General features: G+C 60.8%; 13 protein-coding genes. 8 read left to right on the forward strand and 5 right to left on the reverse strand.

What is annotated here, in order from left to right; genetic code table 11:
- Positions 1 to 6 precede the first annotated feature (6 nt).
- The gene (locus MESCI2_RS0103935) at positions 7 to 1,569 is read right to left on the reverse strand and encodes a GMC family oxidoreductase (protein ID WP_032900304.1); all 1,563 of its coding nucleotides are present in this window, start codon (positions 1,567 to 1,569) and stop codon (positions 7 to 9) included.
- 435 nt (positions 1,570 to 2,004) lie between these two features.
- On the opposite strand from MESCI2_RS0103935, the gene MESCI2_RS0103940 reads away from it, so the two are divergent.
- Complete coding sequence (locus tag MESCI2_RS0103940; RefSeq protein WP_027035418.1) at positions 2,005 to 2,523, forward strand: ferritin-like domain-containing protein; 519 nt, start codon at positions 2,005 to 2,007, stop codon at positions 2,521 to 2,523.
- A gap of 103 nt (positions 2,524 to 2,626) precedes the next feature.
- Here MESCI2_RS0103940 and MESCI2_RS1000000136510 read toward each other — a convergent pair whose 3' ends face one another.
- Complete coding sequence (locus MESCI2_RS1000000136510) at positions 2,627 to 2,824, reverse strand: hypothetical protein (protein WP_013530427.1); 198 nt, start codon at positions 2,822 to 2,824, stop codon at positions 2,627 to 2,629.
- 243 nt (positions 2,825 to 3,067) lie between these two features.
- Positions 3,068 to 3,973 (reverse strand): LysR family transcriptional regulator, encoded by a 906-nt coding sequence (locus tag MESCI2_RS0103950; RefSeq protein WP_027035419.1) that lies wholly within the window; start codon positions 3,971 to 3,973, stop codon positions 3,068 to 3,070.
- Between the two features lie 200 nt (positions 3,974 to 4,173).
- On the opposite strand from MESCI2_RS0103950, the gene MESCI2_RS0103955 reads away from it, so the two are divergent.
- The 5 genes from MESCI2_RS0103955 (at position 4,174) to MESCI2_RS0103975 (ending at position 8,247) form a co-directional block, all read left to right on the forward strand.
- On the forward strand, positions 4,174 to 4,473 hold the full coding sequence (locus MESCI2_RS0103955) for a hypothetical protein (RefSeq protein ID WP_027035420.1): 300 nt from the start codon (positions 4,174 to 4,176) through the stop codon (positions 4,471 to 4,473).
- 99 nt (positions 4,474 to 4,572) lie between these two features.
- Positions 4,573 to 5,622, forward strand: coding sequence for an NAD(P)-dependent alcohol dehydrogenase (locus MESCI2_RS0103960; RefSeq protein WP_027035421.1), 1,050 nt, complete (start codon positions 4,573 to 4,575; stop codon positions 5,620 to 5,622).
- An 11-nt stretch (positions 5,623 to 5,633) separates the two neighbouring features.
- The gene (locus MESCI2_RS0103965) at positions 5,634 to 6,323 is read left to right on the forward strand and encodes a type 1 glutamine amidotransferase domain-containing protein (RefSeq protein ID WP_027035422.1); all 690 of its coding nucleotides are present in this window, start codon (positions 5,634 to 5,636) and stop codon (positions 6,321 to 6,323) included.
- Positions 6,324 to 6,417: 94 nt separating this feature from the next.
- Positions 6,418 to 7,425: an amidohydrolase family protein gene (locus MESCI2_RS0103970; protein ID WP_027035423.1), complete on the forward strand. Its 1,008-nt coding sequence runs from the start codon at positions 6,418 to 6,420 to the stop codon at positions 7,423 to 7,425.
- A gap of 81 nt (positions 7,426 to 7,506) precedes the next feature.
- Positions 7,507 to 8,247: an SDR family oxidoreductase gene (locus tag MESCI2_RS0103975; RefSeq protein WP_027035424.1), complete on the forward strand. Its 741-nt coding sequence runs from the start codon at positions 7,507 to 7,509 to the stop codon at positions 8,245 to 8,247.
- A gap of 78 nt (positions 8,248 to 8,325) precedes the next feature.
- On the opposite strand, the gene MESCI2_RS0103980 is transcribed toward MESCI2_RS0103975, so the two are convergent.
- Positions 8,326 to 9,120 carry an SDR family NAD(P)-dependent oxidoreductase gene (locus MESCI2_RS0103980; protein ID WP_027035425.1) on the reverse strand — a complete coding sequence of 265 codons (795 nt, stop codon included), beginning with the start codon at positions 9,118 to 9,120 and terminating at the stop codon, positions 8,326 to 8,328.
- A 103-nt stretch (positions 9,121 to 9,223) separates the two neighbouring features.
- Between MESCI2_RS0103980 and MESCI2_RS0103985 the strand changes: the two genes are divergently transcribed.
- Complete coding sequence (locus MESCI2_RS0103985) at positions 9,224 to 10,114, forward strand: LysR family transcriptional regulator (protein ID WP_027035426.1); 891 nt, start codon at positions 9,224 to 9,226, stop codon at positions 10,112 to 10,114.
- Between the two features lie 731 nt (positions 10,115 to 10,845).
- Here MESCI2_RS0103985 and MESCI2_RS0103995 read toward each other — a convergent pair.
- The gene (locus tag MESCI2_RS0103995; protein WP_197031503.1) at positions 10,846 to 12,450 is read right to left on the reverse strand and encodes an FAD-dependent oxidoreductase; all 1,605 of its coding nucleotides are present in this window, start codon (positions 12,448 to 12,450) and stop codon (positions 10,846 to 10,848) included.
- A 149-nt stretch (positions 12,451 to 12,599) separates the two neighbouring features.
- Here MESCI2_RS0103995 and MESCI2_RS0104000 point away from each other — a divergent pair, with 149 nt between their 5' ends.
- A complete protein-coding gene (locus MESCI2_RS0104000; RefSeq protein WP_050596450.1) occupies positions 12,600 to 13,136 on the forward strand; it encodes a cupin domain-containing protein in 537 nt (178 codons plus the stop codon).
- Positions 13,137 to 13,141: the final 5 nt, after the last annotated feature.

Genomic DNA, 13,141 nt, shown 5'->3' on the forward strand with positions numbered 1-13,141 from the left:
GCTCTGTCAGATGGACCGGCGCAGGCTGTCGGCCATTTTCTCACCAATCATGATCGAGGTGAGATTGGTGTTTGCCTGGCAATCGAGCGGCATGATCGACGCATCGATAACCCGCAATCCTTCCAAACCGTAGACCCGGCATTCCGGATCGACCACGGCCTCGCCGAGCCGTCCCATGCAACAGCCTCCGATCCCATGCTGCGCATCGGAAGACTGCGCCAGCAGGAAATTGTCGACCTCCTCGTCGCTTGCCGTTTCGAGCCATGACAAAGGCAGATCGGAATCCCCCAGCAGAACGCGCTCGGCGATCGCCTGGATCGGCGCCTGCCGGGCAATCTCGCCAAGGTGGCGATAGGCGATACGCATGCGCTGAAGATCCATTGGATCGTCCAGCATGTTTTCTTCTACGATCGGCTGGTCGAAAGGGTTGGCGGAACGCAGTTGCACGGTGCCGCGGCTCTTGGCTTCCATCAGGATCAGATTGACCATGGCCTCGCCGAACTGGGCGCTGTCGGACTCCACGCCGATACCGCCATGGTTCATGGCGACGTAGAGAATGTCGTCGCGCTCGGCACCCGGCACGCCGGAACTCATTCGCACACAGCAGTTGGTATGCCGCGCGTCGACATCGGTCGCCTTGAATTCCGGCTTCAGCTTCAGTTCGATGCGGCAATAAGGATGGTCGAAGAAACCTTCGCCGACCGGCAGGTCGGCCAGCACCTCGATGTCCTTTCGGTTCAAGAGAGCCGCCGGACCGATGCCCGAGCGCTGCAGGATGGCCGGAGAGTGGATGGCGCCGGCCGAAAGGATGACCAGCGGCGCCTCGAGTTTGCGAACCTGACCAGCCACGATGGCCAAAACGCCGATCGCTTTCTTGCCATCGAAAAGCACCTTGTCCACTGTCGCCTGCCCGATGATGGTGAGGTTCGGCCGGTCGCGGGCCCCTTCCAGATAGCCGTCATTGACCGACACGCGCTTGCCGGCTCGACTGTTGATGGGATAGGTGCAAGCCCCTTCGGCATCCGGAGCATTGAGATCGTCATGCCAGGGATGGCCGAGAGCCATCGCGCTTTGGCGCATGGCCTTGTCGACGCTTCCCCAGCTTTCGACAGGCGCGCGGTAGATCGGAATCGGGCCATCGCTGCCGTGAAAATTGGCCGCAATCGGGTCATCTTCCAGCCGGCAGAAGAAGGGCAGCACGTCGGCTCCCGACCAGCCCTTGCATCCGATTTCCTCCCAGCGATCGAAGGCATGGAGCACACCGCGAATGGCAATCTGCCCATTCACGGCCGTCGAACCGCCAAGCCCCTTGCCGCGCCAGTAGACCCGGTGTTCCTGCCGCTTCGTGCGACGAGCCATCAGGTCGGGATACATGTATTGTTGCTGGAAATGATCGGGAAGCAGCAGGTTGAAGGGATTTGGGCTCGCCATCTCGGCAGGTTGCTCGCCGCTCCGGTAGTCTGGCCCCGCTTCCAGCAAAAGCACGTTCGTGGCAGCATCTTCGGTTAGCCGGGCGGCAAGAACAGCCCCGGCTGCGCCGGCTCCGACAACGATGACATCAAAGGGCATGCCGCACTCCCTGGATCCGACCAATGCACGGCTTACTCGACCGCGACATCATGTTGATTTCATTGTGCACGATCATCTGCTGGCAGGCTCGGCGCCGGGCGCCGGGAACCGACCACCTTAGCCGCCGTTGCACGACTGCAAGATCATCATGATTTGTTTTATATGTAAATACGATTTCGTATATGAACCTATCGGAAGTGTTTCTTTTCACCATCTACTCCATATGGCGCGACGAACCCCGGTGCTCTCCGTCCCCTGCCGGCGGTTGTCACACCGTCATCGTCCATGGCCTTTTGATAGCGATCGGCTCTAGACAAAAGCGGTGTTTGACGTGCTGCCCTTCGAGTCATCCCCAGGGAACAACTGCTTCCATGGAAAGTTAGTCCATGGCTACACCGCCGGTGAGCTTTCACGACAATCCAAGGGAGACAAATCATGGCGACTGCAAAAAAAGCGACGACAAAAGGACTGGAGGCTTTGTTCCTCGATGGGCTGAAGGACATCTACTACGCTGAAAAGAAGATACTCAAAGCCTTGCCGAAGATGGCAAAGGGCGCCGAATCCGAGGAGGTGGCCGCAGCCTTTGAGAAACACCGCATGGAAACCGAAGGCCAGGTCGATCGGCTCGAGCAAGTGTTCGAACTTATGGACAAACCGGCCCGCGGCAAGACCTGTCCGGCGATCGACGGCATTCTTGAGGAAGGGTCGGAAATTCTCGACGAATACAAGGGTGACCCAGCGCTGGATGCAGGGCTGGTCGGCGCGGCACAGGCCGTCGAGCACTATGAAATCGCGCGCTATGGCACGTTGGTCGCGTGGGCTGAACAGCTTGGCAAGAGCGACGTGGTCAAGCTCCTCAACGAGACATTGAAAGAGGAGGTCGCGACGGACGAAGCGCTTTCCGGGCTGGGTGAAGGCGGTGTCAATGAGCGCGCCCTGGATCAAGCTGCCTGACTGGCGTCCTGACCGGGCGCTGCCCCGGCGCCGGGGCGACTCTCGCAGATGCAATCAGACCCACCCCGATACTTCGGGGTGGGTCTGCTGAAATCAACCGCGATCAGCGGTTCTTGTGGCTTTGTTCGCCAGCTTTCACGTGCTGTTCGTGGGTTCCACCACGCATGCCGGATCCATCGCCCTGCTGCCGTTGACCACCACCGGCGGCCTGCTGTTGCTGACGGTTTTTATTGTCGGCGTTCTTGTGGCTCTGCTGGCCTGCCTTCACGTGCTGTTCGTGGCTACCACCTTGATTGGGCATTCTTCTTCTCCTTCACAATCCACGAGGCGACAACCGCCTCCCCTGCCTAAGAAGAGTCAGACGCGAACGTTCCCTTACGTAATATTTTGTGAAGGATCCTGGTCAGACAAAACCTGCGATGGATGCCAACCTCGGAGTGCAAACGCAAATTAAGAAGGCCGTTCCCGGAAGGCGACAGCAAGGCGCTTGTCTTGCCTTCCGACAGGACGTCCGCAATCACGCTACTTGTCCGTTGCGCACGCATCAGCCGTCGAGTCGTTTCGGCAACTCGGAGACGAGCGCATCTATTGCCAGCCGTGTCCGTAGCGGCAAATATTGGGTCGCCGGCCAGACAGCATAGCATTCCATCGACGCACTTGGCCGATCAGCCCACAGTGAAACGAGGGAGCCGGCAAGCAACTTATCACGGACAAGCCAACAAGGGAGCCAAGCCAAACCCATGCCCGCGACCGCGGCGTTCGCGATCGCCTCGAGATCATCGAACCGAAGCCGCGACGCGACCGAGACCTCGACGAGTGCGCCGCTTGTGTCAGGGAGTTGCCAGTCCTGTCCGTGATCGGCGCGCCAATAGAGCAACGTGTCATGATCTGCCAAATTCGCAATGACCTCAGGCGTGCCGTTAGCGGCAAGGTAGGCGGGAGCGGCGCAGAGGACCTTTGGCTGGCTGGTGAGGCGGCGCGCTTGCAATCCAGCGCCATTGCCCAGAGCCCCGTTTCGAACCCCGAGATCGATACCCTCCGCGATCAGATCTACCCGCCTGTCGCTAAAACTCAGATCGAGTTCGAGCCGGGGGTGTTCGCGAGCAAAAGCAAGGAGGATGGGGGCTATGCAGTAGCGGCCGAACAGCACCGGCATCGACACGCGCAACCTGCCGATGACGTCGCGCCTTCCCGATTCGAGAAGTGACTCGCCAGCCCGAAGCTCACCGATCGCACGCAGGCACCGCTCATAGTACTGCTGGCCGTCCTCCGTCAGATTTTGTGTGCGTGTCGTTCGATTGAAGAGGCGGACACCAAGACGATCTTCCAGTCGTGCGATGGATTTCCCGACGGCAGAGCGAGTGAGCGAAAGCCGTTCAGCAGCCTTCGCGAAACCGCCGGCTTCGACGGCTTCGACGAAGACTTGCACCCCGTCAAATCTGTCGCGCATTGAGCAAGCCGCCTCAAGGGTCGTCCAACGATTGTAGAACGGTGGGAACCAAAAACGGGAAGAACTGTCGCCACTGCTGACAATCATTCTACGCTAGGAACAAACCCACGCAAACGATTTTTGGATAGTCGCGCCCGTTGCCCGGATCGTGCGGCGACTTCAGTTCGTTTGGTCCGTCTTCCCAACCCAGGAGCCCTACCATGAAACTGCTTTGCCTCGACATTCCCCAACCCGGCGCCACCATGGAACGGTACCAGCCGCATATGGCGGATGAAGTCCGTCACACTTGGCAGGCCTACAAGAGCGGCATCGTGCGCGACATCTATTTCCGCCAGGACCGTCCGGGCGTGGCCATCATAGCCGAATGCGACTCTATCGAAGCCGCCAGGCAGGCTCTGCGCGAATTTCCGCTGGCCAAGGCCGGCCTCATTGACTGGGACGTCATTCCGCTTGGCCCTTTCCTCAATTGGGAAACGCTGTTCGCGCCCGGCAATGCCTGAGACTTCGCGAAATCACGGAGCTGCGCCTGCCGCATTGGGCCGGCACAGCAGCTTTCGTCACGCGCTCGATGGCGCCAGGATCGATAAGGAATACAGACAATGAAAGTGCTGGGCTATTCCGCTCCATCGGCCACTGGCGCTCTCGATCCTTTCGTGTTCGAGCGGCGCGCTGCGCGGCCCGACGATGTCGTGATCGACATCCTCTATTGCGGGGTCTGCCATACGGACCTGCACCTGGCGCGTAATCACTTTGGCTTCACGAGCTATCCTATCGTTCCCGGCCACGAGATCATCGGAAAGGTTCGACAGGTCGGTGAGAAGGTCAGTCGCTTCAAGGCCGGTGACATGGTCGGCGTCGGATGCCTTGTCGACTCATGCCAGCATTGCAAACCCTGCCTCAAGGGATGGGAGCAGGACTGCGCTGAAGGCGCGACCTTTACCTACGCCAGCCGCGACAGGCACGATGGCACCGTCACCCATGGCGGCTACTCCGATTCCATCGTCGTCTGTGATAAGTTCGTTCTCGCTCTCCCCGATGGACTCGATCCGGCCGGGGCCGCGCCGCTCTTGTGCGCCGGCATTACCACATGGTCGCCACTCCACCGCTGGAATGTCCGCGAAGGCAGCAAGGTCGCCGTAGTCGGCCTCGGCGGCCTTGGCCATATGGGGCTGAAATTGGCAAAGGCGCTCGGCGCCGACGTCACGCTGTTCACCCGGTCAACCGGCAAGGATGAAGACGCCTTCCGGCTTGGTGCCGATCATGTGGTGCTGTCGAGCGATCCGGCCCAGATGACGGCTGTCGCCGGCCGCTTCGACGTGATCATCGACACCGTTCCCTACGATCACGACGTCAACCCGTATTTGCCGACGCTTGCGCTGGAAGGCGTGCTTGTCCTGATTGGCTATATGGGACCGCTGGGCACTTCAGTAAACGCCGGCGCGGTCGTGCGCGGCCGCAGGGCAATCTCGGGATCGTTTATCGGCGGCGTCGCCGAGACCCAGCAGATGCTCGATTTCTGCGGCCGGCACGGCATCGTCTCCGATGTCGAGATCATTCCAATCCAGCAGATCAACGAAGCCTATGAGCGCATGTCGAAGAGCGATGTGAAGTATCGCTTCGTCATCGACATGGCCTCGCTGAAATCATGAGGACCAAGACAATGCCAGACACTATCAAGCCGATTCTTTGCGTCGTCACCAGTCATCCGATCCGCGGCGACAGCGGTGAGCCGACAGGCTTCGCCATGGTCGAGCTTACGCATCCTCTTGCGGTTTTCCACGAGGCCGGCATTCCGGTCGAGATCGCCTCGATCCGCGGTGGACATCCGCCGATCGACTTCTTCGACCTCAAGGATCCGGTCAACGACCGCTTCTGGCACGACCAGGAATTTCGCGATGCGCTCGCCCACTCGCTGATCCTGGGCGAGCTCGACCCGTCACGCTATTCGGCAGTCTTATTCGCCGGCGGCCACGGCACGATGTGGGACTTCGCCGACAACGCGGCTGTCCAGCGCACGATCCGCGAGATCTACGAAGCAGGCGGCATCGTGTCCGCCGTCTGCCATGGCCCGGCCGCTCTGGTGAACGCGACGCTCTCCGACGCCAGCTACCTCGTCGCCGGCAAGAAGCTGGCCGCCTTTACCGACGAGGAGGAAGCGGAGGTCAAGTACACGAAAGTCGTGCCTTATCTGCTGGCGACCACGCTCAAGGAGCGAGGCGCGCTGCACCAGCCCGCGCCGAACTGGACGGAAAAGGTTGTGGTCGATGGTCGCCTGATCACGGGCCAGAATCCGGCGTCGGCGCACGGGGTCGGCCAGGCAGTCGTCGACAAGCTGACCGCAAAGTCCTGAGTGACGATATCCGGCGGTTGATCTTAAGGCGGCGTGTTCGGCAGGGCCGCTGTCAAGCCAACGAGTATGGCTGTACGGTTATGAAGGAGCAGAGATGAAGATCACCGCGATCGAAGAGCATGCCCTTCCCGATGAGGTGCAACATGCGTGGAACACCATTCCTGGCGCCGATGACGGAACACTCGGGCTCAATCCAGGGATCCTCGGCAGTCGCCTTGCCGATCTCGGCGAACAGCGGCTGGGGCTGATGGACGAAACAGGCGTCGACGTGCAGGTCCTCTCCCTGACGACGCCCGGCCTCAACAACCTCGGGCATCACGCTGTCGATCTGGCCCGCCGCGTTAACGATCTCCTGGCTGAAACCGTGGCCTCGAAGCCATCCCGCTTCCAGGCACTGGCCGTGCTGCCATCCATGAGCCCCGACGCAGCCGCGCAGGAGCTCAAGCGCTGTGTCGACCAGCTCGGCTGCAAGGGCGCCATTCTCTATGGACGCGTCGGTGAGAAGAATCTGGACCATGCGATCTTCGAGCCGACATTCGCCTGCGCGGCGGAGCTGGGCGTCCCGCTGCTGATCCATCCCCAGATTCCGCAGGCGAGCGTTCGCAACGCCTATTATGCGGGCTTCAGCACACCGATCGACCTTGCCTTGTCGACCTTTGGTCTTGGATGGCACTACGAGGCCGGCATCCAGTTCGTCCGCGTCGTCCTGGCCGGGGTATTCGACCGGTACCCCAACCTCCAGATGATTCTCGGCCACTGGGGCGAAATGGTGATCTTCTATCTTGAGCGGCTCGCGATGCTGGATCGGGTGTCGGGGTTGCAGCGGCCCTTTGTCGATTACGTCCGCAACAATCTCTATCTGACCGCCAGCGGCATGTTCAGCCCGGCCTATCTGCAGCAGGCGATCGGCGCCGTGGGTCCCGACCGCATCCTGTTTTCGACGGATTATCCCTATCAGTATCGCCCAGGAGGCGACGCGCGGCGTTTCATAGAGGATCTGACGCTCGGCAGTGCCTCCAAGGCCAAGTTTGCTCATGAAAACTGGGAGCGCTTGACCAGGAATTCGGGCTCGCAACCTGACGCAATTCCGTCGGGCGCATAGCCAAGCTTGCCGGCCATGGCGTGCGCACATCAAAAAGCCCGGGTCGGCGCACCCTTTCAATTCATAGAAGGACGCACGGTCTTGAAGCTCACGGAAAACACAATTCTCATCACAGGCGGCGCGACCGGCATCGGTTTTGCGCTTGCACGACGCCTTTCCGAAAAAGACAATCAGGTTATCATCTGCGGCAGGAACGAAGCCGCTCTTAGCCAGGCGCGGGAACAGGCGCCGGCGCTAGTCACCCGCATCTGCGATGTGGCCGATACCGAAAGTCGCCGGTCTATGGTCGATTGGCTGAAAGCGAACCATCCGGCGCTCAATGTGGTCATCAACAATGCCGGGGTTCAGCATCGGCGCGACTTCAACAATGATCCGGAGGCCGACACTCTCGACCAGGAGGTGGCAATCAACCTCACGGCGCCGATCCATCTGACCGTCGAACTGCTCCCAACCCTGAGGCGGCACGAGCAGGCCTACATCATCAACGTCAGCTCGGGCTTGGCGTTTTCGCCAATGGCGGATGTTCCCGTCTATTGCGCTACCAAGGCCGCGATCCATTCCTTTACGCTCAGTCTGCGCCATCAACTGAGGTCGACCGGAATTCGGGTGGTGGAGATGGCTCCACCAATTGTCGATACCGGTCTCGGCGGCAGCACGCGCAGCGGAGGAACAGCCAACCGTATGATGGTTAGTCCGGACGAATTCGCCACTGAGGCGCTTGCGCGGCTCGAAGCGGACAAGGACGAGGTGCTTGTCGGTATTTCGGCCGATACGCGCCGGATGGGCGAAGCTTTGTTCGAGCGGATGAACAATCGCTCCTGAGCCACTATGGGATTGCCGTCGCGGGTTGCGGCAATCCGCTCGTGGCCACGTGTCCTCGAGGTTTTGTCAGCGTGCGCTCTAGGCTATTGTCCGGACGACACCACCGTCGACACGCAGGGAAGCGCCTGTTGTCGCCGACGCCTGCTCTGAACAGACATAGACGACCAGGTTTGCGACTTCTTCGGTTGTCGCAAAGCGATTGAGGAGCGATGTCGGGCGCATCGTCTTCAAGAACTGCTGCTCGGCTGCCTGTTGCGTAATGCCTTGCTCTTCTGCGGCCGCCCTCATCCAACCGCTCATGATCTCCGAATTCGTCGGACCAGGGAGGACCGAATTGACGGTGACCCCCGTTCCGCCGACCGCCTCGGCCAGTCCCCTCGCGATGGCGAGCTGAGCGGTCTTGGTCATGGCGTAATCGATCATGTCCTTGGGGATTGCGAGCGCGGACTCGCTGCTGATGAAGACGACACGCCCCCAGCCGCGCTTCGCCATGTTCGGTACATAGTGGCGGGAAGCGCGGACGCCGCTCATGACGTTGAGCTCGAAGAGATCGATCCACTCCTTGTCGGCAATATCGAAGAACGGCTTCGGTCGCCCCGTGCCCACATTGTTGACGAGAATATCCGCATCCGGCGCCTGCGCGAACAACTCGGCCGCGCCTTCCGGGGTGGCAAGATCGGCGACGACACCGATGAACTCACTCTTTGGGAAAAGCGCGCGCAACTCGCGAAGCGTTGCGGCGACCCTGTCCTCGCGGCGACCGTTGATGACGACCGAGGCGCCCGCACGCGCCAACCCTTCGGCAATGGCTCGCCCAATGCCCCCCGTAGACCCAGTAACAACCGCCTTGCGTCCAGTACTATCGATATTCATGGCACATTTCCTTTCAAGCGTTGGTAAACGCCTCATTTAGGTCATGTGGAAAACATTGATAATAATACAAATACCCATAAGATTGATGCCTGAGGAGAATATAATGGACCGATTTCACGAGTTGAGTGCCTTTGTCGCGGTGGTCGAATCGGGCGGCTTTTCGGCCGCTGCGCGTCGGACCGGCGAGTCACAGCCTGCTGTCAGCAAGGCAATCGCCGCGCTCGAGAAACGCCTCGGCGTGGCGCTGTTCAATCGGAGCACCCGCAGCGTGACCCTCACGGATCAGGGGCAGCGATACTATGACCGGACGAAGCCGCTCGTTGATGAAATCGACGATGCCGATAGCGAACTCACGAGCAGCACGCAGACTGTTTCGGGCCTGATCAGGATCAGCGCGGCCTCCACATTTGGCCGCCTGCATATCCTGCCGCTGATACCCGAGTTGTTGTTGCTTTATCCCGGCCTTCAGGTGGATCTCGTTCTTTCGGATTTCGTGCGAGACATGGTGGAAGATCGGATCGACTTGGCGATCAGGGTGGGGCCTGTCGAAGACTCAGACGCGGTTGTCCGCCGGGTGGCGGTCACGCCCCTCGTTTGCGTCGGATCCCGTCGCTATTTCGAGAAGCATGGGATGCCGAGATCCCCCGCAGACCTGAGTAAGCACAATTGCCTTCTATACGGTGGCCTGACGGAATTGGCGAAATGGCCGTTTGCAGGCCCACATGGACGGTTCAGCGTGACCGTTCGCGGCAACTTATCGTCCAACAGCGTCGAAACGATCCGGGCTGGGGTTCTAGCCGGCGTCGGAATCGGCCTCTTCGCCAAAGTCTCGCTCGCTGATGAGCTCAATCATCCTGACGTGATCACGATACTCGACGACTTTCTTGACGACGTCAGAGACATCAGCCTCGTCTGGCCGAAGCGTCGGTTCGTGCCGGCACGCGTGCGCCGCGCGACCGACTTCTTTGCAGCAACCGTCCCGCAGCGACTCTAGCCTAGGCCGAAGTAACGCCTATCGCCATCGGTGGCATTGGATAACGACAATGGTGATCCCAGAGGGTCAACGTTTTCTACACAAAATCAATATGTTAGAGGACGGTTCGCCAAGCCGTTTCCTTCGTATTCTCTCGTATGGTCTGGCGAACCTAAGGACGACGAACGCGACTAGTTACGGGCTTCGAGATGCCGCCAATGTAGGCGCAGGTCGCCAGGAACGCCTGGCAGTGAATGACCGAAATGGAGCCGTCTGCTGACCGTCAGGTTTCATCCGCAAAGTCGTTGAAGCGGACAGCTATTAGAGCAACCTCACCTTAGTGTTCGGCCCGTGGCCGCCGTTCGTCCCTCCTATATTGTACGTCCGCTGTGATCCGCGACTGAAGCTATCGCATTCGGCTTCTCGGACCTTTGCCAGGCGCATCTGGAAGAATTCAATGATTTCGTCTCTTGCTGCTATCGTATAGAACCCGCACCGCTTCGCTCATCGACGCTGATATCTGCGGAGACCTAGTTGACGACGCCGTTCAGTTCCGGCGTCACGCGTTGATTGAACTCCGAGAGCTTTAGCGCCACGTCCTGATCGAGCGAGAGCTGATCGATCAAAGGGCCGTCGCTGCTCCAAGTGGAGCGGCCTTTTCGTTGCTAATCGATGGTCACGGCGATCCCGTGGGACGTGCGGCAAACACTGATTTTGTTGTTTTAAAGGACGGTCGGAGATCTTCTACGCAGTCACCTGTTCTGATGCAGGATCGTCTCGGCCGCTATGAAGCCCCAAGTCAGGTTGGGGCCGAGCGTGGTGCCGGCCCCTACGGCGCGCGTGCCGATGGGATTGGCCATGGCAAGCCCTGCCGCGTAGAGGCCGGGGACGATCGAGCCGTCCGGTCTCAACACTTGCGCTCGCTCGTTGGTCCGGGCGCCGCCCTTGGTGCCGAGGATCGAGCGATTGATCGTCATGCCGATATAGGGCGCCTTGTCGATCGGCTTCAGCCGGTTCTCGGGTCCATGCGCCTTGTATGCCTCCCAGCCATTGTCGCCGCGTTGGAAGTCTGCATCGTGTCCCTTCGCGCAAAAGCTGTTCCAGCGGGCGATCGTCTCCTCGAGCGCCGCTGCCGGCAGCCCGAGCTTGGCGGCAAGGCCAGCGATCGTATCGGCCTTCTTGATCCAGTCGCGCTCGTAGGAGGCATACCAGCGGAAAGGCAGCGACGTTTTCAGGAAGCGATGATCGCCGACGAGATAGCAGGGCAGATGGATCGGCGCGCCATCCGGCCCGCGCGCATCGATCGCCTCGCCGATGTTGAAGGCGTTTTCGCTGACAAAGCGCTTTCCCTCGCGATCGACCACGATCGAATGCGGCTCGGCCTGGAAGGTCATCGGCAAGCCGTGCGACTGTCCCTGGTAGCGCGTCGGCAGGCAGGGATAGACGTTGGCCTGATCCATGCGGTCCAATTGCGCGCCGACGGAAGCCGCAAGCTTCTGGCCGTCGCCCTCATTGCCGCGCGGGCTGCCGATCCGGTCGAAGGCGCCGGGGAAGTGGCGTGCGCGCATCTCGGCGTCCCATTCGAAGCCGCCGGTTGCGATGACGACGCCGCGGCGCGCGACGATCTTCGTGCGTCGGCCCTTGCTCTCCACCTCCGCGCCGGCGATGCGCGAGTCCGGATCCTGAAGCAGGGTGACGGCGCGCGTTTCCGGCTGAAAGGTGACGCCGGCATCGAGGCAGCCCTTGATCAGCCCGGTCATCAGTGCCGTGCCCTGGCCGCCGGAATTCGTCAGCCATCGCCATAGAAGCTTCGGCCAGACCTTGAACCCGGCGCGGATGGGATGGTGATAGAGATCGAGGTCGACGATCTCCTGGTAGGTAAAGCTGTGCGGCAAGGTGGAGCGGCGCAGGCTCCGCGCAAACTTGCCGAGGAGACGGCGGCTGAGCGGCCTCGGCGATAGCATGCGGCCGTAGAGCTTGCCGCCAGGCGCTTCGGCAAAGGGGTCCGGCTCATTGATCAGGCGGAAGTCGAGCGGCGTGTTGACGGACAGGAAGTGCAGCATGTCCGGCGCGGCCTTGGCGAAAGCGCCCCAGAGCGCATCTTCCTTCTGCTCCCATCCTTCGGGCGCGACCGCACGCAGATAGGCGAGCGCATCCTCGCGGCTGTCGGCGATGCCGGCTTCGGCCGCGACATGGTTGGCGGGTATCCAGACCCCGGCCCCGGACATGGCCGAGGTACCACCCAGCCATTCGCTCTTTTCGATGACGAGCACGTTGAGGCCACCCTTGGCGGCCCGCAGCGCTGCCGAGCAGGCCGCCGATCCCGAACCGATCACCAGAACATCGTACTCGCCCATCGGCATTCCCCTGCCATCATCGACACAGCACTATAGAGGCACGAAATTTAATCTGTCTACTATTGTGTCGACACTTTTTGCGCTGTACGCTCTCCAGGTCAGCAACGCGCCCCGAACGACCTTCGCAGCTCCATTCGACAGGCAGAGCCATGGACAACACCAACCTTCCACCCGCGCCCTCTGGCATCCATGTTTCCGGAACCGAAACGCGCGAAAGCTACTGGCAGCCGGTTCCCGCAAACGGCCATATCGACGTGGCGCTCGCGCCGCACATCGTCGGCATGGAGCACCCCTTCGCGCTGGGCACGCAGTCGGTAGCGCCCGGCGGCTATGTGCGCGAACACACGCATGACCGCAACGAAGAGACGGTCTATGTCATCGAAGGCCATGGCCGCGCCGTCATCGACGGCAAGGAATATCCGCTGGAACCGGACAGCGTGGTGTTCCTGCCGAAGAATGTCCGGCACATGTTCATCAACGATGGCGACACGCGCCTGCGCTGGATCTGGTTGATCGTGCCGAACGGGCTTGAGGACTTCTTTCGCCTGATCGGCAAGCCGCGCAAGCCGGGCGACCGCGTGCCGTCCAATTTCCCGCGCCCGGAAAACGTCCTGGAGATCGAGCGCAAGACGGTGTTCGGGGCAGACCTCGCCGACAAGTTCGATCCCCTGAAACAGAATCCCTGAAGAAG

The sequence above is a fragment of the Mesorhizobium ciceri WSM4083 genome, assembly GCF_000519305.1.
GTDB classification, from domain to species: Bacteria; Pseudomonadota; Alphaproteobacteria; order Rhizobiales; family Rhizobiaceae; genus Mesorhizobium; species Mesorhizobium ciceri_B.